This is a genomic window from Shewanella sp. Pdp11 (assembly GCF_002838165.1).
GTDB lineage: Bacteria > Pseudomonadota > Gammaproteobacteria > Enterobacterales > Shewanellaceae > Shewanella > Shewanella hafniensis.
In genome coordinates this window covers 1,749,863-1,770,920 of record NZ_CP015194.1, presented here as the reverse complement: position 1 = coordinate 1,770,920, position 21,058 = coordinate 1,749,863, and the positions used below count along the sequence as shown (strand labels likewise).

Sequence of the window (21,058 nt, the reverse complement as noted above, 5' to 3'; positions counted from 1 at the left end):
GGTGGCATCCTTAAGGTAGGTAAGGCAATTCAAATATAACATCAGCATGAATGGGATCATCAGCAGCCGTTAACCGCGCAGCATGACTTAAAGCATATAAGTGAGATGCTACCTCTTGCAGTGGAATTCAAGGGCTGTGTGGTTTTACTCAAAAGAAAAGCATAAAACAAACCCGCAGCGAGTGCGGGTTTGTTTTATTACAATAGCTTGACGCGGCTTAAGCGACTTGCTTGTTTTCCGGCGTTTTTGGCGTGCCGTGGTGGCCATCGCGCTTCCAATCCACATCTAACAACTCTGCGCCGCTCAGGCTAAATGCTTGGCCAAAACCTTTCACATAAAGACCCTGATGGGGCGCGAGCTTGTATAAGTTAAAATCGGTTAACGCCGCAAGGTTATCGGACATTTCGCCAAAACGTGCCGATAACACACCAACACCTTTACTGAAGGCGGGCGTATCGCGAGGCACTGCCTCGGCAATCGCATCGAAGGTTAAACGCTTGCGGGCAAAAACCGATTTGGCCGCAGTTTCGTCTTCAACTAACATCACAGAGACCTTAGATGAGTGCTTTAAATTATGACCGTGACGGGCTAAGTCACTCACCAAAATATAAAAACCATCATCAGCCAGAGCGAAGGGCGCATAGCTCGCATTCGGCTGGCCATCTGTACCAATGGTGGCTAGTTGTAAGGTCTCGCGCTGCTGTTTAAAGGCTTCGATTTCGGGTAAGAGTTTGTCTCTTAAACGCTGTTCTTGTTCGGTAATTTCAGGCTTCATTTACTGTTTTCCTTAATACTTTTGTTAATGCTGCAATTCAGAGGTGTGATTGCACCGAGGCAAAGGCTGTCGCGAGCGCTTTAAATTGGCGAACTTGCTCAGGAAACAGTGCTCTTTGTTTATCACGGCCTAAATACACTTTGAACACCACCTCACCTTCACTGCCGAAAAAGTTAATCGAATGGCTCTCGCTGCCTCTAAAAGGTCTGCTGATCAAGGCGATGCCGCGCATAGCATCTAATTTGAGATGACCATGCAAACCGTCCCCCTTGCTGTAGAGGTTGTAATAACCGTGGGCGTATTTTCCCTCGGGGAAATCCCCTTTAAATTCAAATACGCTGCCAGATAACATCACAATAGTGGTTAACTTTCCCCATTCGGGTAAGGCTTGCAGTAAGGTATCGAGCTGAGTTAACGGGACAAACACCACTTGTTCGGGCGGCAATGCAGCGACCACTTCAAGCTCGGCAATGCCTAATTCACTGGCGAGCTGTGCTGGCATTAAATCAGCTTGTTGTTCAAATCGTTGTCGCAATTGCGCCTGTTGCTCACTTAGCTGACGTTGCTCAGAGCTTAAATCTGGCGCAACATCGAGCTCAGTATCGAGTGTCATCTTCATTTTACTGTCTCCAGCGGTAGTGACTATTGAGTGGCTTAGAACATATAGCGCGCCGACAACTTCATATTACGACCCGGTTGATACAAGGTTTGCCACGCCTGTTGGTACTTTTCATCGCCGATATTTTCGATTGCGAAATCCACTCTCACACCCGCCATGGCACCCATAGTCGGCTCCCACGCAACATACACATCCCATAGGGTGTAATCGTCGTATTTCGCCACTTTAAAGCCGTCAGGTGTATTCGACTGAGTCGCCACATAAGTGACGCGAGTACCGAGTTTCATGTCGCCTTCCATAATGCCTTGGGATAAATCGACATTGAACTTATTGGCGGGTATATTTTCTATATCATCGCCCGTTTGACGATCTTCGCCATGGGTTTGGCCGTAATTCATCGCTAAACGAGTTTGGCCAATACGGTAACGACCGCTAATTTCAAAACCTGTTAAACGTGCATCTTCAACGTTATTCCATGAGGTCGTTTGCTCGAATCCAGGAATGCCACGCCAAGGATTAGACACTTGCTGCACGATAAAATCGTCCACATCGTTACGGAAAACGTTAAACGTTAGCGCCAGTTCATCATCACCCGCTAACTCACTGAAACGTAAGTCCGCTTTGATTTCTTTATTGCGCGCAGTCTCTGCTTTTAGATCCGAATTCACCGCGAAGGTGTTACATAAACCTTGGGGTAAAAATCCGGGGATTGGCGGGATACAATAATGGGTGCCGCTGGAGAACATTTCCTCTACCGTAGGTGCGCGGAAGGCTTGATCGTAACGTGCGCTTAAGGTCAACCAAGGCTGAGTCTGCCACACCAAGCCAAGCGATGGTGATAACTCATTGTCATCTGAGGATAAATTGAGGTTATTACTGTCATTTTTAAAGCTGTCATAACGCAGACCCGCATCAAGATTTAACGTCTTAGTCAACTCAATATCTGCCCGCGTAAAAGCGCCCCATACTGTGGTTTCGCCATCGATATTATCTGGACGCTGGCCCACTTGGCCCGAATCATCACGCGTCGTTTCTATGGTATCGCGAAAACCATCGACCCCGTAGGTCAACAGAGTATTGCCTAAACGCGAACTGTTATTAAGGTTAATCCCCACAGTGCGGAACTCAGTACTGTCTTGCTGACCTTTCGTAATACGGTCTTCATCGTAGTCGGTACTGTTCCAATACACTTGCATCTTAGTATCCAGATACGGGTTATTAGCAGGATTGAGACTGTAGTTTAGGGTGAGGTTTTTATCGTCAGTCTTGCGGCGCACCAAAGGCACTGAACTACTCACAGCAGCAGAAGGATTGCTCGGTACTAATTCATTGTTTTTGCTGGCTCTTGCAGATAACTCTAACCGTGATGCCTCGTCGGCTTGCCAACCGAATTTAGCTAAACCACTGCTGCCTTGGGATGCACTGTTGTTTAGAGTTTCGTCATTACCAGTTTTTATATTGTTTGAATCGTAATAGGAACCATTGAGTAACCAATCGATGCTGTCTTGTTGACCATAAATAGCGCCACTAGTTTTAGTGCGGGAGCCATTGGTCTCATAACCTTGTTTGAAATAGCCACCAAAGGTCTCGTCTGGTGCTAAAAAATCTTGTGCCGACTTAGTATTCTGCGCTACGACGCCACCGAGGGCACCACTGCCCCACAAGCTACTGGCAGGGCCGCGCAGCACTTCGATGGATTTGAGCAACTCAGGGTCCATAAAGTAGGTACCTCTGTGACCAGAGCTGGTATTTTGTCTTGCGCCGTCAATTGTTTGCAACACACGATCGCCACTTAAACCACGGATTTCAACCCCTTGAGATGACGCTCTTGGGCCATTGGTCAGCGTAATATTCGCCTCATTTTTAAGGGCATTGGCAACTGATGATGCTTGGGCGACCGTAAGTTGCTCTTCATCCACCACTGCCACGCTACGGCTGGTTTCGGAGGCTTTTTCACTGATGCGTGTTGCACTCACCAATACTTCATCAAACTCTGTTGTGACCAGTTTTTTATTCGCATCCTGTTGAACAACGGGCTTAACACTTTCCTCTGCCGCTAACGTAAAACTTAGGGCCGTACCACTCAGTGCTATCGCCATGGCGATCACTAACGGCTTTTTTTTCATCTCTTCATCCTCAAGTGATATTCAGCTGTTTCCGTACAATTTATTACTGAGCCTAGACTCTCTTTCCAGACGCCAATCCTTTCGAGATTGAGCCTCTTCCTGATCGAGCCCAAGGCAATCAGTCCCCATAAAGTAGGATAAATTGTCGGTTTAGCTGCTTTTTTAAGCAGCTCATTCGAGCTATTGCAGGCACTCTACCTGAGATAATAAAATAGATCAAATGCAAATCATTATCATTTGCGATCTTGTTTATATTGAGATATCTTAATTAGGAAAATGGCTTTCATTGGAAAAAGAGGTTGCTGTGACACCAAAACGATATCTTGCCTTTGGCGCGTTAACGGTTGCCATCCAGACGGGTGTTATCGCCTCCCAACCCGCTATGACTATGCAGCAAAGCGCCCAAACATCGAGCGTAAATCAAACATCACTCACTACCAGCGCGAATACAGTCACCCTTAATTTTTCTACCACGACTAGCGCTACAAGCAACACAGGTGCAGAGCCCATCAAGCAAACAGACACCAAAGTAGCCACTGTGAACAGTACAGTGCAAAAAAACAGTACAGCGCAAAAAGTATCAACTGTAGGATCTGTCGATAAGGTGGTTATCCCGAAAACTAAAGCTGATCAACGAATTGACAGCCAAATCGCCAAAAAATCTTCAGCAACAAAACCCACGGCTAACAATCATCCGAATGCGGACCCTTTAGCGACGAACGCTTTAGAACCAAGTGCTTTAAATTCAAGTGCTTTAAATCCAAGCGTTTTAGCACATAAGCGACTCGAACAAGTTGAACAACAAACAGAACCCAAAACTGCACAAATGGATTTAATCACTAACGCCGCCGAAGTTGATGCAAAAGCGACCCCAAATGTGGCCAGTGCAACAGCTGACAGTGCCCAAACTAACATAGTGGAATTAGCCAAACCGCTGTTCGCTGCAGCGCCACCGCAACCGACTTATCCAAAGATAGCGCGTAAAAAAGGGCTAGAAGGAACTGCAACCATAGAAGTGATGTTTAACGAACTTGGTGAGCAACTTGCACTGACGTTAGTAAAAAGCTCAGGGTTCAGTCTGTTAGATCAAGCCGCGTTAGATGCAGTTGAAAACTGGCAATTTGCGGCGCCAGCGCAAAGGCTAGCGAGTCATTATAAGGTCAGAGTGCCTATTCGCTTCGCGCTCAACTAACAGGCCCAATGTTGCCACTGAAAAGTTAGCTCGTGGAATGTTAGCCACCGCACAACTAGCCTGATTTTTGTTTTACTAACTTACATATAAAACTACTTTTTTCAATAGATTGGAGAGGCTTAATGCCCGTAACTGATTTTTCAACCCTACAGACTCAGCTTGGCGTGCTGACTTGGCCCTTGTTGTTATGTGCTTTTTTAGCTTTGATGATCTGCCTTGAACGTAGCGCCTTGTTTTTGCATCAAACTTTGCTATCAATCTGGCCCAAAAAACAGGCCTGGGTAAAAGCATTGCGTCAATCAAGCTCAGCGGCAACCACTGAAAACGTCAGCGCGCTGCTAGCGCAAACCAGCGCACAGCAAGATTTACTCGCCCGTGGCGCGACCTTGTTACTCAAACAAGTCCACCAGCCAAAAGTGCTAAGGGAAGAATTACTCAGTCTGTGGCTCAATAAGCAACAACGCGACTTGCAAGCCGGACTCAAGGTTTTACAAGTGATTGGCATCATTAGTCCACTACTCGGTTTGCTCGGCACAGTATTGGGACTCATCGAAATGTTTGCCCAACTCGGGCAATCACAAGGCCCCGTCACTCCAGCACAACTCAGTGCTGGACTGGGCCTTGCGATGAACACCACAGCTGCCGGACTCATGATCGCCGTGCCCGCCATTACCGCCGCCCATCTTTTTGGGATCTGGGCTCAAGGCCAATGCCTGCGTGCTGGGCATGTGCTCAATCAACTCAATCTCTGGTTAGCGGGTATCGAAGATATTTCAATTGATGCCAATCATTACCATGCATTCACCCGAGTCAGTAAAACCAGCGTCGAGCAAAAATTGGCATCCAAGCCCCATTCTCAAATTGAGCCACAGACATGATAAGTGCAGATAAACCATTCTTATCGCAGGCTGGCATTGCTTCGCCTGAGCAACTTCCGAGCCTAGATTTAACCGCGTTAATCGACATTATTTTTATCGTGCTGGTGTTTTTACTGCTGACGGCAAATAGCCAATTATTGAGTTTGCCGGTAGATGTGCCACAAAGCCCAAGCTCGGCCATCACGGCAATCGACAACAAACAAACAATTGCCATCAATATCATGGCAACAGCGCCTTATTGGGCTATTGATGGCAAAGAGTTTGATGACTTAGCCACTTTTACCACTGCATTTACTGCACATTTTCAGACTATGCCGAAGGCGACGGTTGTCATTGCCGCCGACAAAGCCGCGCCAGTGGAACCTTTGATGCAACTGCTTGCACTGTTACAGACGCAGTCCATCAGTCAGACCCAAATTTTGATGGAGCATTAGCGTATCCGAACCAGCCATTTAAACGAGAAAGCAAAAGTCTGATATCAAAAAACGGCATCTAAGCCTGTGGCGAACAAGTTGTATTAGGAGTTTAACCATGTTGTTTCAAGCAACTAAAATACTAGTAAAAAAAGGTCCCAGAGTTCAGCGTTATCAACATAAGCGCACATATAAGACATTAAAAAATTTGATGTTTTTCACATCAGCACTTACGGCCTTACTATCCTCAAGCGTTTTTAGCGCTGAACTGAGTGCCGAGCCAGAGATAAGACTCGTGAGTGCAGGTACGGGAGTTACAGAACTCGTGCTCGCCCTCGACGCAGGCAATGAGCTAGTCGCCATCGACTCCACCAGCTATGTGCCTGAAAGTTTGAGCCATGTGGCTAAGCTTGGTTATCACAGAATGCTCTCCGCCGAAGGCATTATTGCCCTCTCCCCAACGCTGGTTGTCGGTTCAGATGTGATGGGACCAGAAACCACACTAAAGGTATTAAAACAGGCGAATATCCAAGTTGTGCAATTACCCGCAACAAATGATGAACCACAACTGATGAACAATGTGGATACCTTAGGTCACTTACTCAATCGCCAAGAACATGCGGTTAAATTAAAACAAGATTTACATCAACAACTGCAAAGCTTAGCGGGTAAAAAACAACAAGTGCGCGATGCGGGCTCTCAGCCAAAAATTCTCTTCATGCTATTACAAGAAGGCCGCGGTGCTCGGGTTGGCGGTAAAGGCACAGCCGCAGATACTATTATCGAGCTGTCTGGGGCACAAAATATCGCCGAGTTTGATGGCTACAAAAGCATGTCTCAAGAAGGGATTCTGTCCTTGCAGCCCGACATTATTTTGCTGTCAAAGCGTAGCGATAAACCCACAGATCAAACCAATGCACAAATTGCCCAAGAACTGTTGAAAGAGATGCCACTACTCGCCCATACCCCAGCAGGGGAAAACGGCCATATTCAAACACTAGCACCGCAAGCCCTTCTCGGTGGTTTAGGCATCAGTGCCATAAGCGCCGCGGATACGCTCGCCAGCACATTGCTCAAGCAAAACCATTCACAAACGCAGCGATGAGTACAGTTAGCACTAATTAACCCCAGATAAAAATAGAAAGGATATTTGAGATGTTCCTCAACCGCTGGCTCTGGCCGAGTCTAGTCACACTGTTAGCCCTAAGCGGCTTACTCTCGGTCAGCACTGGCCCCGTTAGCATCAGCTTTATCGACGCCCTAAATGCAGTGCTCAATTGGGCTACCCAGCAAAATATCGGCAATATTGCGCCCCACGAGCAACTGGTAATCAACAATGTGCGCTTACCGCGGACATTACTGGCGTTAGCAGTAGGCGCTACGCTCGCACAGTGCGGCGCGGTAATGCAGGGGCTTTTTCGCAATCCCTTAGCGGATCCCGGTATTATCGGAGTGTCATCCGGCGCAGCACTTGGCGCAGCCATCTGTATCGTGCTGCTACCCAACGCGAATCCATTGATGATCCCCATCAGTGCGTTTGCATCGGGATTAGTGACCACCCTTATCGTCTACCGACTCGCCAGCAGCCCAACAGGTACATCGGTCGTATTATTACTTTTATCGGGTGTTGCCATAGCTGCGCTGGCAGGCGCAGGAATAGGTGTTCTCACATATCTTGCCAACGACATGGCGCTACGTGACTTAACCCTATGGCAAATGGGCTCGATTGCAGGTGCGCAGTGGCTATATGTCAGTCTGTGTCTTGTGACCTTAGCGCTACTGAGTTGGCGATTTCACCAAGATGCGGCGGCACTCAATGCCTTGCTGCTTGGCGAATCCGAAGCACGCCACTTAGGGATAGATGTCGATAGGCTCAAACTTAGGCTTATTTTGCTTTGCGCCTTAGGGGTTGGCGTAAGTGTAGCTGCAACAGGAATTATCGGCTTTATCGGCCTCGTCGTACCGCATTTAGTGCGCATGATGTTAGGGCCAGATCATCGCCAACTGCTGCCCATCAGCGCACTTTTAGGTGCCGCCCTATTATCCTTGGCCGATATCGGCGCCCGCGCCTTCTTACCACCAGCAGAGTTACCCGTTGGATTAGTAACCGCCATCATAGGTGCGCCATTCTTCATCTTCTTACTACTGCAACAACGCAGTAAGCTCATCTAAGCGAGGCGTTATGACTGCCACTTCCTATGCAAAATCAGAATCAAGATCAGATTCAATATTAGCCCCAAGAGCGCATCTAACTCATTCAACCCATGCGCAGTTTGAACGCACCAAGCTCAGCATTAGCAAGCTCGATGTCAGCATTGGGCAGAAAAAGGTGCTCAGCGATATTAATGTGCAATTTAAACCCGGTGCAGTAACCGCCCTACTCGGCCCCAATGGCGCGGGTAAATCGACGCTACTCAAAGCCCTTTGCCAAGAAATCAGCACACCAAGGCAAAGTATCCGTCTAGGCCATAGCCAACTGGCGGATTGGCCTAGGGGCGAGCTGGCAAAATCCTTAGCCGTGCTGCCACAACACGCCAGTCTGACGTTTCCCTTCACAGTATCTGAAGTGGTCGCTATGGGTCTTTACCCCTTAACCATTAGTTATAAAGAGGGTGAAACCTTAGTTGCCGAGCAGCTGGCGCTAGTGGGCTTATCTCATCTGGCTAAGCGCAGTTATCCAACCCTCTCTGGCGGCGAAAAACAACGAGTCCAGCTCGCCCGCGTTTTGACTCAGCTCAGTCAATCGCCGTTCCCACCCATACTATTATTGGATGAACCCACATCGGCATTAGATCTCGCCCAGCAACACAGAGTGCTTGAGTTAGCCCAACACTTAGCTCATCAGCAGGCGTACACTGTGATAGTGGTATTGCATGATCTCAATCAAGCCGCTCGCTATAGCGATCAATTAATCGTATTAAAACAAGGGCGAATCGTAAGCGAAGGCGCGCCAGCTGAAGCCTTGTCGGTCAATACCATTCGGGAAGTATGGGACTATGAACCTGTGTACCTTGCTGCTCCACAGGGCGGGCATCCGCTGATTTTTTAATGAAATGAAGATATTGGCTGTAAGTTTTAATGTCTAATGTGGGTATAATCTGGCAATAACACTTTAGGCTCGCTTTTGACTAACGAATGAGCGAGCAGCTTCGCGGGCATATTGGCTCTTATATTCACGAGCCTATTTTAGCCGCAAGTGCGTTAACTCAAGCCACATTAACTCAAACGGCAACAATTTAGGCAACTTCCAGATGAAACCCACTATCTCGACAGAAACTCAGCAAGAAGCACTGGCCGCAGCCAAAGCCACTCAAAAGCCAGGACAAACTAAAGAGCAAACTAAGCTCATTGCCCAAGGGATTGAAAAAGGCATCGCCGAGTATAAAAAACTGCTTAAAGCTAAAGCCCGTGAGCGGGATAAAGCCCGTAAACAACAGTTGAAAGCAAAAGCTCGCACAGTGAACGACATAGATAATCTAGACGATGCTGACGAGATCATCGACTCCCAGAGTCAGTTCACCCGAGCCACTTGGGTTGCTATCGCTCTACTCGTGCTAAGTTGGGCAGGATTTGCCGCCTATTATGTTATGACGTGATTGCCGAACTCAGAACTTACCGCTTCATGCTGCCGTTTCGTCACTCTCAACAACACCAATCAGATCGGCGATTTCAGTGAGATGGGTATCAACCCATGCACTACTGATTGGGCCCCATGTCACTACGCGGTAATAACCTGCATTGTTACGACTGCCTTCCTGGACAAACTCGACTCGAATACCTATATCCTCAAATGCGGCGATGGCATCCTGTAAGGTGCGGCGCGGCATTCCAGTTAACTTATTGAGTGATAATAGATTATGGCGGTCATCATCCATCAAATGCGCTAAATAAAGCTTACGCAAAAACGCCTTATGCTGCTTCGTAACTTGTTGCGATACCGGCATTGAAGATGACATAGAAAGACCTGCCTAGAGACTGAAGTAATTATCATCAAAACTACTTTATATTCAGGCAATAAGGCAATAGCCAGCACTAAATACTTACGAAAGATGATCAGTTTTTCTGCTAACCTATCTCTCCTAAATCAAGCAAAACAACTTGTCATTATCCCCCAACAACTGTTATTTCTAACAGCACTCATCACCTATGAAGGGACGCTAAAATGAGCCAGACAATCACAGCCGAACAAGTACTGACATTTTGGTTTGAAGAAATTGAGCCAAAGCTTTGGTGGATTAAAGATGTTGAATTTGATGCACAAATCAAACAACGTTTCGGGGATGTATTAGTCCAAGCTAAGCGTGGAGAGCTTTCCCATTGGCGAGTCACGCCCCAAGGCCGATTAGCGGAGATCATAGTGCTCGACCAATTCTCCCGTAATATTTACCGAGATACACCTGCCGCTTTCGAAGCCGATGCCATCGCTTTAGTGCTCGCTCAAGAAGCTGTTGCCCAACAGGTTGATTTAGCACTCAAACCTAAACAAGTCCCCTTTCTCTTTATGCCCTATATGCACAGCGAGTCGGCAATGATCCATCAAGTTGCAGTTAAACTGTTTAATCGTGAAGCGGCGGTAGCCAACTTAACATTTGAACTGCAACATAAGGCAATTATCGACAGATTTGGCCGCTATCCACATAGGAACGCCATCTTAGGCAGAGAATCGACAGCAGAGGAAATCGCCTTTCTGCGCGAACCTGGCTCATCCTTTTAATTCGCCCATTGTTTAGCGTATTTGAATAAATAAAACCGTGCTGAGTTCACAGACACACTACACTTACTCAATAGAGTCATGGAAAGACTGGCGAGTAACAAACACAGCTGTAAGTGTGTACCGCGGAGGTATTGGTAACTTATGACGCAAAATCTAAATAAGCCAAATAGCTCAGTGGCTCGTTGTAACCGCTTTAAATTGATGGGGTTTCTCACCTTATGCGGCGCTCAGCTTTGCCAAGCAGCAGAAATTAAGATAGGTGTCAGCCTGTCTATTCCACCTTATATTATCCAAGAAACCAATAGCGGAATCGAACTCGAATTACTAAACCAAGCCCTCGCTGTTAAAGGCCATACCGCTTCTATCCAATACTTACCACTGGCGCGTACATTCCATGAACTCAGGGAAGGTAAACTCGATGGTATCATCAACATTAAAGATGGCATGCTCGACAACGTCTTTTACTCCAATGTTGCGATAACCTACCAAAACTGCGCTATTAGCCTAGAAGATAATAATTTTACTATCAACAACATAGACGACTTAAATAACAAGCAAGTCGTTTCCTTTCAGCGTGCATCATCGTTATTGGGGGAAGAATTTGCCAAAATGGCTAAGGCTAATAGCGGCTACCAAGAACAAGCAAAGCAAGTGCAGCAGGTTTATATGCTGATGAAGCACAGGGCCGATGTCGTAGTGATGGATAAAAACATCTTCAAATATTACTTAAAGCAGGCTTACCTTGAGGGAAAACTCACTGAGAAAGATTTAAAACAACAGGCCATTTGCCACAAAATATTTCCACCAACAGAATACAAGTTTGCCTTTCTCAGTGAACAAATTCGGGATGATTTTAATGTGGGACTCAAACAAATTACCCAAGATGGTAGCTTAGTGGCCTTGCAGGAAAAGTATCGACGCCTGATGTCCTTCGAGAGTGAAGCTGAGGCGTCGACCAAATTAACAGAACCTAAAATCATTAAAAACGATTCTTACTAGGTCTTATCTAAGCGCTTTATTTCACCACCAGCACAGGGCACTTAGCATACTTAACAATATCTTGTGTGACATGTGGCTTTAAAAAATCCGCTAAACCGCTGCTACCATGACTAGCAATCACCACCATACCCACATCGACGGCTTCCGCTAAAATCTCGTCAATCGCATCACCATGACGCACCACGAGCTTGATATTGAGCCCCTCGGTGAGACCTTGTTGCATTTCCTGCTGTATGCTTTGCATTTTTGCATCGACAAAAGCTTGCAGTTCATTTTCCAATGTGGCGGGAATATCAACCGCAATACCATAGCAATGGGCGCCACGGGCAGGACTTGTCACATGCAACAATCGAATATCGACATGATAAAGATTAGCCATTTCAACCGCATATTTGAGCGCATGGGCTGCGGTGGATGAAAAATCCGTAGGGCATAACACTTCTTGAGTACGCATAAGCTTATCCATCATTTGAGTTTTAATCAGGCTATCTATTAAAGCCAAAATACCACTAATTTATAGTAGTTAGCTATGCTTCTTGCGTACCCATTTCAATTAAATATTCTTTATCAATCAAAAAGAAAGGACGCAATAAGCGTCCTTCAGGTTTATTGAGTCAAGCTACTTACTCAGTTATTTCACCACCAGCACAGGACAAGCCGCACCGTTAGCGACCGCTTCTGCGACATTAGTATGTAAAAAATGCGAAATTCCAGTTCGACCATGGCTCGCTATCACTACCATGCCAATATCTTTACTGTTGGCCTCTTCTAAAATTTGATACACAGGATCGCCGCGGCGGATCAAGGTCGTGACAGGAAGCTCAGTGTTTAACCCGGCTAACAGCGCCTGCATTTTAATTGCGGCCGCGTCCTCCATGCTCTTAGCCAGCTCTTCAGGAGTGATCGATAGAATCATAAAGTTTTCATCACCGATCGGCTGTTCAACTACATGTAAAATTTTGAGTCCTACATGGTATAGATTAGCCATTTCAATGGCATAACTCAGTGCATGGGCCGCAGTTTCCGAAAAATCTGTGGGCCAGAGTATTTGACCGGAACGCATAATCTGTACTCCTTCTATGATGCTAATGGATTACTGAGTAACTAGTCTTTTAACCAAGCAACGGCGTCGCCATTATCAACAAAAAATCTGACTTCAGCAGGCGTAAACCAGTTTGCCAATTTAGCCAACACTTCCTGCAGAGTCGTCTTGCCGACTATGGCTATTTTCTCGAAATGACGAATATGCTTCACCCCAAGTTTCAGATCATCCCAAGCAGCCTGTAATTCCAAGCCATCTAACTCGGTCACATCCACTAAGGCGAAGATATCAGGATCTTTTACGCCCGCCAGTGCCGACTCCAACACTGGCACCATCATTTCGTAGTCTTGATGAGTTAAAGTACCGATGGCCTTAAAGGCAACAAAAAAATCATCATCACCATAGCGTTCAATACCAATCGTAATTCCGTGCTTTAACAATGCCATACATACTCCTTATGTAACAACCCTTGAATTAGTGTAAAAGCTAACGCCTGAATAAGCCGTGATCTTGCTCAAAAATACATCAGATAACTTGCACCATCTCACTAAGCAAGCTAGGATAAACCGACTAATCAGTCGGTACTGATTTAATAAAAGACTCAATCGAGACGATTAGTTAAATAAAGTGCCGAATAAGACTCAGCCTATAATCTCGCTTGGAGCAACCACAATGAATATGGCCACCGAACACCTTAATGCCTCGCCACTGACTCAGTTGCTCCAACGCCAACGCAGCAGTTATTTAGCGGCGCCGAATCCGAATTACGCTACGCGAGTGGAGCAATTAACTCGACTTAAAGCAGCCATACTGCAATTTAAAACGCCTTTAGTCGAAGCCTTAAGCCAAGACTATGGCCATAGATCGATTGATGACAGCCTGATATCAGACATTATGCCAGTCATCAACAACATCAATTACAGTTTGAAAAATCTAAAAAAATGGCTCAAACCCAGCGCTCGCCATGCGGGGTTGTTGCTCGCACCCGCCAAAGTCACTGTGCATTATCAGCCTGTAGGGGTTATCGGCATCATAGTGCCGTGGAACTTCCCCGTCATGCTATCAATTGGCCCGCTAGTGACCGCCATCGCGGCGGGTAATCACGCCATGCTAAAAATGTCCGAATTCACCCCTGCGACTAACCAAGTGATCAAACAACTACTGGCACACGTCTTCGATGAGTCCCACGTGGCAGTTGTAGAAGGTGAAGCCGATGTCGCCGCAGCGTTTTCAGCCCTACCCTTTGATCATTTACTCTTTACCGGCTCGACCACAGTTGGCCGTCATGTGATGCGCGCCGCAGCCAATAATCTCACCCCAGTGACACTCGAATTGGGCGGTAAATCGCCAGTCATTATCGCCCCCGATATGCCGCTTGAGATAGCAGTAGAACGAATGATTTATGGTAAGTGTTTGAATGCCGGACAAATCTGCGTCGCACCGGATTATGTTCTATGTCCAAAATCAAAAGTGGATGAATTTATTGCCGCCTACCGAACTAAATTTAATGCCATGTACGGCGCGATAAACCACAACAAAGACTACGGCAGCATCATTAATACCCGTCAGTTTGACCGCTTGATGACAGTGCTCGACGACGCGAAAGCTAAGGGTGCCCATGTTATTTCGGCGACAGACGAAGCTATCGATAGTCAACATCGTAAACTCGCCACTCAGCTAATCACTCACACCAGTGAAGATATGCTATTGATGCAAGAGGAAATTTTCGGCCCATTGTTACCGATTATTAGCTACGACACCTTAGATGAAGCGATTCAGTACATCAACCACAGAGCAAGACCGCTAGCGCTGTATGTGATGAGTTTCGATGAGCCAACTCAGCAAAAGATCCTCCAGCAGACCCATTCTGGCGGTGTGTGCATTAACGAAACCGTGTTTCATGTCGCCGCTGACGATGCGCCCTTTGGCGGAATCGGCCCGTCGGGAATGGGGCATTACCATGGCAAGGAAGGTTTTTTAACCTTCAGCCACGCTAAAACTGTGCTTAGCCGAGGCCGATTCAACACAGGCAAATTTGTGCACCCGCCCTACGGCACTGTTATCCAGCGCATCTTAATGAAGCTATTTTTGCGCTAGTCATTGGGGGATAAATCTTGAATCAGCCATCAACAACACAAGCCATTAAAACCATGACAGATAAACGCCAAGCCATTCTCGACACTGCCTTAGCGCTCTTTGTCAGCCAAGGATTTCATGGCACGTCCACCGCCTCGATAGCTAAGCAAGCAGGTGTAGCAACGGGCACCTTGTTCCATCATTTCTCTTCCAAGGAAGCCTTGATGGAATCTTTATTTCTAACAATAAAACAAGAGTTTGCCGATGCCTTGCTGCTAAACACTCATAATGGCAGCGATCTTAAACTCAATGCCCTACAGCTATGGCAAAGTGCAATTGATTGGTCGCTGGATAACCCTGTCAAACAGCTGTTTTTTCAGCAATATTCCATGTCGCCCATGATTGCCGCTAAGGTGCGCGATCAGGCGATGAACAGCATCTTAGGCTTTATTAGCGAGCTGATTAAGCAAGGACAAAGAGAGGGATTAATCGCCCACTATCCGCTGGAGCTGATGCTAGAAAACTGCCATGGCCAATATCTAGCGGCAACCCGATTCTTTATCGATAACCCGCACTTAGGCGTGAATAAAACGTACCGCGATGCCAGTTTTGAACTGTTTTGGAAGGCCATGCAAGCAGACTAACATCACACAATACACTACCCACAGCACAGCAAACGCCCACCCACTGTAGAAATTAATCCAATAAAAAACCGAGTCAGTTTAACTGGCTCGGTTTTCTTTTACGTCTTCACACAGATAGTGAATAAGAGATAAAGCAGAGGCCTGCTTTCTGCGATATCTAACTCCAACGTCTAACGTCTAACGTCTAACGTCTAACTTTGACTCAATTCCTGCGCTTTCTCTACTGGCTGGGTGACTTGAGTTGGACTCCAGTAGCCTTGCTTAATGCCCTTATCAATCAGCTCAGCGACCGCTAATTCAATGGCTTGCAACACGCAAAACTGTACTGGCTCGTTAGTGGTAAAACCGATTTCTGCCTCGGCGAGGCGATTTAAACTGGTGTAACGGAACAAGCCAGCGCGCATTTCTTGGGATAAAACACGTTTGCTGGTCGACACCGACATCATCACTTTACCTGTGTGCACATCGACGGCGCGCAAATAAATGGTCACCTGATCTTCACGATACATTTCCGAAGCGCCAATGCCGTAGTATTCGACACCGCTACCGCCTGTGCTGGTGTTAGTCTCATAGCTAATGACGCCACCTTCGAGTAACAATCTGGCGGTGGATAATACGGGCACTTCATCGCCCTTAGTACCGCTCTGTTTATTACTAATTTTGCGCTCGGTCAGCAGGTTTTGTAGCCCTTCACGTTCCACTGGGGTAAACCATTTAGAGTCGAGCAAGGTCTGCATCAACATAGAGGTTGCGCCCTGAGTCACGGCGGTAGAAAACGAACTCACGTTCGCCTGTGGTTTATATTGGCCAGTTTGATCGCGAAAGGAATACACAGCAACTGGAATGGGAAACTTAGGTCCTGGTTGAGTTTGCAGCCCACGCATCACTTCACTCAAGGGGTTAACCTCGGCAGGCGTGATATTCAAATCGGGTTTGGGGATCAAGCTACAGGCCGACATGCTTAACAGTAATAAACTCACTAACACTAGACGGGCCATTAGTTGACTCCTCCGAATGTTGGCATTTCAATCACAGTGACTTCACCGGTTTCAGTATTAGTAATAGTTAGCATCACGCCATTTCCCGTAGAAGCCACTTCAATCCGAAAATCACCTGTATCGTAAACACCATCGGTAATTTCACCATCAGCAACACCGCGGGTGATTGAGTTAATGATATTACGCTCTAGGGATTCTTTAAAACGGGTGACAAAGTCCTTCTCGGTCGAGGTAGATTTATTGTCATTCTGGGCTTGGGCTTTATTTAATAAGAAAGCCCCATTTTGTGGATTGCCGCCAAAACTGGGATTCACTGGCGTATAAATCAATTCAGTGGCTTGGCCACTGCTTGCCACACATAGCGTGACAAGAGCAAGTAACGTCCTGTATGTCATTATTATTATCCTAAAAGTCGTCCGATGTTCCTGAAAAATCACCTGTTATTGCATTGGCTCTGACTTGCGCTAAATAATCAATCGTAAGCAAAATCGCCTGCTCTGCGCTCTCTTTAATCGGATTTGCACGACGACCAAAATGGGTGGTGTAAATCCGAGTCCCGTTTACCTCTAAGGTTAAAACGGTTCCAGCCTGTGGAAACACTGTCTCATATAGAGTGACGTTAAAGCCTTGGGTAAAGGGCAGTTCGCGCCAATAGCTTGAGTAGTAAAAGCCAAAGTCCTTACCAAACCGAGTCAAGGTTCTATCTATTACTAAGCCACTAATTTCAATGTCGTTATCGGCAAGAGTGATAGGGGAAGCCAGCAGCAGGAATGGACATAAAACGTAAGTAAGCAGACGCTGTTTTAACTGTTTCACTTATCCCTCCTTTACCTTTTAATCGAACCTTAAAACCGCCGCTAACCTCCGTTTTAACAACGGGAGTTTTAGCGTCAATTTTCGATAAAGCAGGTTAACAGGGTTAAAGATCTCCCGTCATTATGCGAGGGGGCAAATTAGCCCGAAGAGCTAAGGTAAAATGGCAAAAATAGCCCATTTGGCTAATACGCTAAGAGGCGGTTAAGGCAAGAGTCATAGGGTAAACGAACGGAGCAAGAGGCAAAAAAATGCGACCCTAGGGTCGCATTGCTGTGCTGATACAAAACGTGAGGATTATTGTGGCCCCCATGGTGGTAACCATAGTCATTGTGGCAACCACAGCCGAACCAACAGGCCACCGTCACTGCGATTGTGCATACTAATACTGCCATCATGGGCTTCAATAATTTCACGGCACAGAGGTAAACCAAGCCCTGTACCCGATTGTTTAGTCGAGTAAAACGGCAACAACGCTTGCTCTAAAACTTCGCCTGACATGCCAGAACCGCGATCCTCGATAACAATACTAAAACCCACACCATCCACTAAGGTTTGTTGCCGAATCGACAGGGTGACATCCTCAGGGTTTGAACCCGATTCATGGGCATTTTTTAGCAAGTTGAGAAGCACTTGCTCCAATTGTCCTTGATCGAAATAGCCATCGTTTTCAGGCAAATCATGCGTAAGTTTAAAGGGATAATGCTGGGTTAACTGAGTCGTAAATTGTGTCCAATTGACCTGACGTCGCTGTGGGAGCGGCAACTTAGCAAAGCGGGCATAGTTAAAGATAAATTGACTCAGATGGCCAGTGCGATTCTCTATGGTATCGAAAATCAGCTTAAGTTTTGGATTATCCAGATCTTTAGTCAGTAAACGCCCCGAGTTCACCATAGAGGCGATGGGCGCCACTGAGTTATTGAGTTCATGGCTAATAATGCGGATGACTTTTTTCCATACTGCCACCTCTTGACGATTGAGCTCGCGGGTCATCTGCTTGAGTAATATCAAGTTATGCTGTTGGTTATTCAATAAAAAATGACCACGACTTAAATACCAAGTTTCCACATCATCTTCACCCATGGCGAAGAGTCCGTTCTTTTCATGTTTAAGCGCTAAGGCCAATACTTCGGGCAAATCCACCAGCAATTCATCTAAGCTCAAGCCTTCCATTCTGCCCTTTTTATGGAATAGGTGACGCGCCGCATCATTGGCGTAAATGAGCCGCTGATGATCGTCCAGTAACAACATTACATTGGGAGAACTTTGAATCACCTTATCCAGTAATAACTCCCGCTGGTAAATGTATTGCCTTTCTTGGCGTAATTTAGCAGCGCTATGGTTAAATAACTGCGCTAAGGTTTTGAGCTGACCTTCGCCATGTTCAGGAATACTCACACTAAAATCATTATCGCTAAAGTTCAGCAGACCTATTTCGAGGGAATCCAAGCTACGACCCAGATACCGTGTTAACCAAGCGACACTTAGGCCACACGCGCCACAAGCGAGCAATAACACCAGTAAACCTTCACCTAAAGTTAAACTCGAGACTCGCTCGTTGTCTGCTATTTCAGTGGGTGCCACAGGGGATGCTGGGGCTTTGGGCGGTAAAATCGAGAGCGGTTCTACTCGTAAAGGCTCTGCGATATGGGCGCTAAAATTAAACTGCCCTTCTTTAAGTTGTTCTAACTTGAAGAGTTTTATTTGTAACTGTTCTTGCTTAAGTTGTTCAAGTTTTTGCAGTTCAGCCTTAATCTGCTCAGTCCTCTGGCGCGCTTGCATTGCTGCCGCTAGCTGCAATTGTTCAGTATTTTTAAGGGCAAGCTCAACGGCAGCATTGGTTTTTTCCAGATCAGCAAAGTCGAGTTGTACATTCACATCGGGGATTTCGATTGCCTTAGATGTGGCGACAGCCGAAGTTTCAGGTGAGATATATTTCACCAAGGCAAAACTAAGCAAGACGCCAAACGCGCAGCAAACCATTGAATAAATGATAATTTTAGTTCGGATTAACACTGACATTCCTTAATCAATAGCCTTTCTCTCGCCTAGAAGCTGAAGCTTAGAATCTGTGACCTAGTATCTGAGACTTAGTATCTGTTGCCTAAAAGCTGTTGCCTAAAAGCTGTTGTCTAAAAGCTAAAAACTAGCATCTGCACTTGGCCTATGACTTATCTAAACCAAACTTATCCATGCGCCGATACAGCGCCTGACGACTGAGCCCAAGCGCTTTGGCGACCCGAGCAATCACGCCATGGTGCTGTTTTAGCGCCGCTTCGATATCTTCGCGGCTCACTTCTATCGCCTCATTAGCCGACTGTGTTTGGTCGCGGGCAGAGCTATCAGAAAAAGTGGCATTAGCGGTAATGGAACTTGGCACATAAACGGGCTGAGGATCAGATTGTCTCTGTTCAAAGCTGCGCGGTTCGAACTGTCGCTGATCTAAGCGTCGCGGCGCAGAAGCTGCAGAAATATGGGAAGTCGCAGATCTTGCAGCACTCACGACAGGTGCCAAGCCAAAGTCAGCCTCAGTCAATACATGGCTTTTTGCCAACAATACCGCTCGCTTACAGGCGTTTTCCAGCTCACGCACATTACCCGGCCAGCGATGGTGCAACAACGCCTGCAATGCGGGCTTACTCAAGCTAAAATCGCTACCGATAAAATGCTGTACTAAAGGCAATATATCGTCGGTGCGCTGATTCAGCGGCGATAGCGCCAGTTCAATCACATTTAAGCGGTAAAACAAATCTTCACGAAAACGCCCTTCGGCAATATCTTGGGCCAGATCCGCATTGGTCGCGCTAATCACCCGCACTTTCACTTTTTGAGTTTTATGGCTACCTAAGCGTTCAAATTCACCGGTTTGCAGCACGCGCAGCAGTTTTACTTGGCCAGATAAGGGCAAGTTACCGATTTCATCTAAAAACAGTGTGCCGCCGTCGGCCGCTTCAAAGCGGCCAATACGCGCTTTAGTCGCCCCCGTAAAAGCCCCCGCCTCGGCACCAAACAACTCTGCCTCTAATAAATCCATCGGCAAAGCGCCGACATTGACCTTGATAAAAGGCTTGTTTTTTAAGGGAGAATTAGCATGGAGAATATCGGCAAGCTTGTCTTTACCCGCACCATTAGGGCCAGTGATGAGGACCGACACATCGGAGCGTGCCAGTTGCAAGGCTAAATCAATGCAACGCTGCATCGCGCCACTACCAAAAACAATCCCACAGAGGTCCGCATCGGCGATCGCCACTTGGCGTTGATGATTCACCCGCTCGAGACGATGGTTAGCACGGGAGAGTTTATAAAGCGCGATCAAATTGGTAATGCTATTGAGCACCTTAGCGTCATCCCAAGGTTTGCCCATATAATCGGCAGCGCCCGCTTTGACTAATTCAACAGCCGTTTCGAGCTGAGTCCACGCCGTCATCAAAATAATCGGCAAATCCCCTTGGCGTTCGCGCAGGGCGTAAAACAGCTGCCGACCTTCCTCACCCGAGGTGGTATCTCGGGTAAAGTTCATATCTTGGATCACTAAATCCACATCTTGCGTCGTCAATAACCCAAGGGCGTCCTCTGGGCTATGGCAAATCAGCACCCGATAATCATTGAGTTCTAGCATCAAACCTAGGGCTTGGCAGATGGCATGATTGTCATCGACGATAAGGATAGTATCCATAAGTGTGAGTGTTGTCCTAAGTAAAACTGTTAACCGTAAAGTAACAAAAAGTGCAATAACATCCTATTGTTATCGCACTTTTGTCGCGCTTTT

Annotated in this window: 23 protein-coding genes; 11 read left to right on the top strand and 12 right to left on the bottom strand. The window is 46.7% G+C overall.

What is annotated here, in order from left to right; translation table 11 throughout:
• Positions 1-217 precede the first annotated feature (217 nt).
• Genes hutZ through AYJ58_RS07835 form a run of 3 tightly spaced genes read right to left on the bottom strand, consistent with a single transcriptional unit; the run spans position 218 to position 3,520 of the window.
• Positions 218-775 (bottom strand): heme utilization protein HutZ, encoded by a 558-nt coding sequence (gene hutZ, locus AYJ58_RS07845; RefSeq protein WP_028761546.1) that lies wholly within the window; start codon positions 773-775, stop codon positions 218-220.
• 37 nt (positions 776-812) lie between these two features.
• A complete protein-coding gene (gene hutX / locus AYJ58_RS07840; protein ID WP_198555630.1) occupies positions 813-1,394 on the bottom strand; it encodes a heme utilization cystosolic carrier protein HutX in 582 nt (193 codons plus the stop codon).
• A gap of 35 nt (positions 1,395-1,429) precedes the next feature.
• Complete coding sequence (locus tag AYJ58_RS07835) at positions 1,430-3,520, bottom strand: TonB-dependent hemoglobin/transferrin/lactoferrin family receptor (protein WP_106649666.1); 2,091 nt, start codon at positions 3,518-3,520, stop codon at positions 1,430-1,432.
• A gap of 304 nt (positions 3,521-3,824) precedes the next feature.
• Between AYJ58_RS07835 and AYJ58_RS07830 the strand changes: the two genes are divergently transcribed.
• The 7 genes from AYJ58_RS07830 to AYJ58_RS07800 all read left to right on the top strand — a co-directional run bounded on the left by AYJ58_RS07830 (position 3,825) and on the right by AYJ58_RS07800 (position 9,599).
• Positions 3,825-4,712, top strand: coding sequence for an energy transducer TonB (locus AYJ58_RS07830; protein ID WP_106651776.1), 888 nt, complete (start codon positions 3,825-3,827; stop codon positions 4,710-4,712).
• 122 nt (positions 4,713-4,834) lie between these two features.
• Complete coding sequence (locus tag AYJ58_RS07825) at positions 4,835-5,590, top strand: MotA/TolQ/ExbB proton channel family protein (protein WP_106649665.1); 756 nt, start codon at positions 4,835-4,837, stop codon at positions 5,588-5,590.
• On the top strand, positions 5,587-6,024 hold the full coding sequence (locus tag AYJ58_RS07820) for an ExbD/TolR family protein (protein ID WP_106649664.1): 438 nt from the start codon (positions 5,587-5,589) through the stop codon (positions 6,022-6,024). Before AYJ58_RS07825 ends, AYJ58_RS07820 begins: the two co-directional genes overlap by 4 nt.
• Positions 6,025-6,214: 190 nt before the next feature.
• The gene (locus tag AYJ58_RS07815; RefSeq protein ID WP_411569211.1) at positions 6,215-7,108 is read left to right on the top strand and encodes an ABC transporter substrate-binding protein; all 894 of its coding nucleotides are present in this window, start codon (positions 6,215-6,217) and stop codon (positions 7,106-7,108) included.
• A gap of 50 nt (positions 7,109-7,158) precedes the next feature.
• Positions 7,159-8,175, top strand: coding sequence for a FecCD family ABC transporter permease (locus AYJ58_RS07810; RefSeq protein WP_106649662.1), 1,017 nt, complete (start codon positions 7,159-7,161; stop codon positions 8,173-8,175).
• 10 nt (positions 8,176-8,185) lie between these two features.
• Positions 8,186-9,052, top strand: coding sequence for a heme ABC transporter ATP-binding protein (locus tag AYJ58_RS07805; protein ID WP_198555628.1), 867 nt, complete (start codon positions 8,186-8,188; stop codon positions 9,050-9,052).
• Between the two features lie 202 nt (positions 9,053-9,254).
• Positions 9,255-9,599 (top strand): DUF2956 domain-containing protein, encoded by a 345-nt coding sequence (locus AYJ58_RS07800; RefSeq protein WP_106649661.1) that lies wholly within the window; start codon positions 9,255-9,257, stop codon positions 9,597-9,599.
• A gap of 24 nt (positions 9,600-9,623) precedes the next feature.
• Here AYJ58_RS07800 and AYJ58_RS07795 read toward each other — a convergent pair whose 3' ends face one another.
• The gene (locus AYJ58_RS07795) at positions 9,624-9,959 is read right to left on the bottom strand and encodes a winged helix-turn-helix domain-containing protein (RefSeq protein WP_106649660.1); all 336 of its coding nucleotides are present in this window, start codon (positions 9,957-9,959) and stop codon (positions 9,624-9,626) included.
• 206 nt (positions 9,960-10,165) lie between these two features.
• Between AYJ58_RS07795 and AYJ58_RS07790 the strand changes: the two genes are divergently transcribed.
• The gene (locus tag AYJ58_RS07790; RefSeq protein WP_106649659.1) at positions 10,166-10,717 is read left to right on the top strand and encodes a DUF924 family protein; all 552 of its coding nucleotides are present in this window, start codon (positions 10,166-10,168) and stop codon (positions 10,715-10,717) included.
• A gap of 141 nt (positions 10,718-10,858) precedes the next feature.
• A complete protein-coding gene (locus AYJ58_RS07785; RefSeq protein ID WP_106649658.1) occupies positions 10,859-11,716 on the top strand; it encodes a substrate-binding periplasmic protein in 858 nt (285 codons plus the stop codon).
• A 16-nt stretch (positions 11,717-11,732) separates the two neighbouring features.
• On the opposite strand, the gene AYJ58_RS07780 is transcribed toward AYJ58_RS07785, so the two are convergent.
• The 3 genes from AYJ58_RS07780 to AYJ58_RS07770 all read right to left on the bottom strand — a co-directional run bounded on the left by AYJ58_RS07780 (position 11,733) and on the right by AYJ58_RS07770 (position 13,204).
• The gene (locus AYJ58_RS07780) at positions 11,733-12,170 is read right to left on the bottom strand and encodes a universal stress protein (RefSeq protein WP_106649657.1); all 438 of its coding nucleotides are present in this window, start codon (positions 12,168-12,170) and stop codon (positions 11,733-11,735) included.
• Positions 12,171-12,347: 177 nt separating this feature from the next.
• A complete protein-coding gene (locus tag AYJ58_RS07775; protein ID WP_063883743.1) occupies positions 12,348-12,779 on the bottom strand; it encodes a universal stress protein in 432 nt (143 codons plus the stop codon).
• 41 nt (positions 12,780-12,820) lie between these two features.
• Positions 12,821-13,204 carry an STAS/SEC14 domain-containing protein gene (locus tag AYJ58_RS07770; protein WP_063883744.1) on the bottom strand — a complete coding sequence of 128 codons (384 nt, stop codon included), beginning with the start codon at positions 13,202-13,204 and terminating at the stop codon, positions 12,821-12,823.
• A 226-nt stretch (positions 13,205-13,430) separates the two neighbouring features.
• Between AYJ58_RS07770 and AYJ58_RS07765 the strand changes: the two genes are divergently transcribed.
• Together AYJ58_RS07765 and AYJ58_RS07760 are read left to right on the top strand one after the other, a co-directional pair.
• On the top strand, positions 13,431-14,855 hold the full coding sequence (locus tag AYJ58_RS07765; protein WP_063883745.1) for a coniferyl aldehyde dehydrogenase: 1,425 nt from the start codon (positions 13,431-13,433) through the stop codon (positions 14,853-14,855).
• Positions 14,856-14,872: 17 nt separating this feature from the next.
• The gene (locus AYJ58_RS07760) at positions 14,873-15,478 is read left to right on the top strand and encodes a TetR/AcrR family transcriptional regulator (RefSeq protein WP_198555626.1); all 606 of its coding nucleotides are present in this window, start codon (positions 14,873-14,875) and stop codon (positions 15,476-15,478) included.
• A 191-nt stretch (positions 15,479-15,669) separates the two neighbouring features.
• On the opposite strand, the gene AYJ58_RS07755 is transcribed toward AYJ58_RS07760, so the two are convergent.
• The 5 genes from AYJ58_RS07755 to AYJ58_RS07735 form a co-directional block, all read right to left on the bottom strand.
• Positions 15,670-16,476, bottom strand: coding sequence for a CsgG/HfaB family protein (locus AYJ58_RS07755; protein WP_106649656.1), 807 nt, complete (start codon positions 16,474-16,476; stop codon positions 15,670-15,672).
• Positions 16,476-16,871 (bottom strand): curli assembly protein CsgF, encoded by a 396-nt coding sequence (locus AYJ58_RS07750; RefSeq protein WP_106649655.1) that lies wholly within the window; start codon positions 16,869-16,871, stop codon positions 16,476-16,478. Before AYJ58_RS07750 ends, AYJ58_RS07755 begins: the two co-directional genes overlap by 1 nt.
• Positions 16,872-16,881: 10 nt before the next feature.
• Complete coding sequence (locus AYJ58_RS07745) at positions 16,882-17,292, bottom strand: curli production assembly/transport protein CsgE (protein ID WP_106649654.1); 411 nt, start codon at positions 17,290-17,292, stop codon at positions 16,882-16,884.
• A 324-nt stretch (positions 17,293-17,616) separates the two neighbouring features.
• Complete coding sequence (locus tag AYJ58_RS07740; RefSeq protein WP_106649653.1) at positions 17,617-19,305, bottom strand: sensor histidine kinase; 1,689 nt, start codon at positions 19,303-19,305, stop codon at positions 17,617-17,619.
• 148 nt (positions 19,306-19,453) lie between these two features.
• Positions 19,454-20,965, bottom strand: a complete 1,512-nt coding sequence (locus AYJ58_RS07735) for a sigma-54-dependent transcriptional regulator (protein ID WP_106649652.1) — start codon at positions 20,963-20,965, stop codon at positions 19,454-19,456.
• Positions 20,966-21,058: the final 93 nt, after the last annotated feature.

Coding starts and splice junctions, on each gene's coding strand:
- hutZ (WP_028761546.1), bottom strand. CDS start 775: ATGAAGCCTGAAATTACCGAACAAGAACAGCGTTTAAGAGACAAACTC.
- hutX (WP_198555630.1), bottom strand. CDS start 1,394: ATGAAGATGACACTCGATACTGAGCTCGATGTTGCGCCAGATTTAAGC.
- AYJ58_RS07835 (WP_106649666.1), bottom strand. CDS start 3,520: ATGAAAAAAAAGCCGTTAGTGATCGCCATGGCGATAGCACTGAGTGGT.
- AYJ58_RS07825 (WP_106649665.1), top strand. CDS start 4,835: ATGCCCGTAACTGATTTTTCAACCCTACAGACTCAGCTTGGCGTGCTG.
- AYJ58_RS07820 (WP_106649664.1), top strand. CDS start 5,587: ATGATAAGTGCAGATAAACCATTCTTATCGCAGGCTGGCATTGCTTCG.
- AYJ58_RS07815 (WP_411569211.1), top strand. CDS start 6,215: ATGTTTTTCACATCAGCACTTACGGCCTTACTATCCTCAAGCGTTTTT.
- AYJ58_RS07810 (WP_106649662.1), top strand. CDS start 7,159: ATGTTCCTCAACCGCTGGCTCTGGCCGAGTCTAGTCACACTGTTAGCC.
- AYJ58_RS07805 (WP_198555628.1), top strand. CDS start 8,186: ATGACTGCCACTTCCTATGCAAAATCAGAATCAAGATCAGATTCAATA.
- AYJ58_RS07800 (WP_106649661.1), top strand. CDS start 9,255: ATGAAACCCACTATCTCGACAGAAACTCAGCAAGAAGCACTGGCCGCA.
- AYJ58_RS07795 (WP_106649660.1), bottom strand. CDS start 9,959: ATGTCATCTTCAATGCCGGTATCGCAACAAGTTACGAAGCAGCATAAG.
- AYJ58_RS07790 (WP_106649659.1), top strand. CDS start 10,166: ATGAGCCAGACAATCACAGCCGAACAAGTACTGACATTTTGGTTTGAA.
- AYJ58_RS07785 (WP_106649658.1), top strand. CDS start 10,859: ATGACGCAAAATCTAAATAAGCCAAATAGCTCAGTGGCTCGTTGTAAC.
- AYJ58_RS07780 (WP_106649657.1), bottom strand. CDS start 12,170: ATGCGTACTCAAGAAGTGTTATGCCCTACGGATTTTTCATCCACCGCA.
- AYJ58_RS07775 (WP_063883743.1), bottom strand. CDS start 12,779: ATGCGTTCCGGTCAAATACTCTGGCCCACAGATTTTTCGGAAACTGCG.
- AYJ58_RS07770 (WP_063883744.1), bottom strand. CDS start 13,204: ATGGCATTGTTAAAGCACGGAATTACGATTGGTATTGAACGCTATGGT.
- AYJ58_RS07765 (WP_063883745.1), top strand. CDS start 13,431: ATGAATATGGCCACCGAACACCTTAATGCCTCGCCACTGACTCAGTTG.
- AYJ58_RS07755 (WP_106649656.1), bottom strand. CDS start 16,476: ATGGCCCGTCTAGTGTTAGTGAGTTTATTACTGTTAAGCATGTCGGCC.
- AYJ58_RS07750 (WP_106649655.1), bottom strand. CDS start 16,871: ATGACATACAGGACGTTACTTGCTCTTGTCACGCTATGTGTGGCAAGC.
- AYJ58_RS07735 (WP_106649652.1), bottom strand. CDS start 20,965: ATGGATACTATCCTTATCGTCGATGACAATCATGCCATCTGCCAAGCC.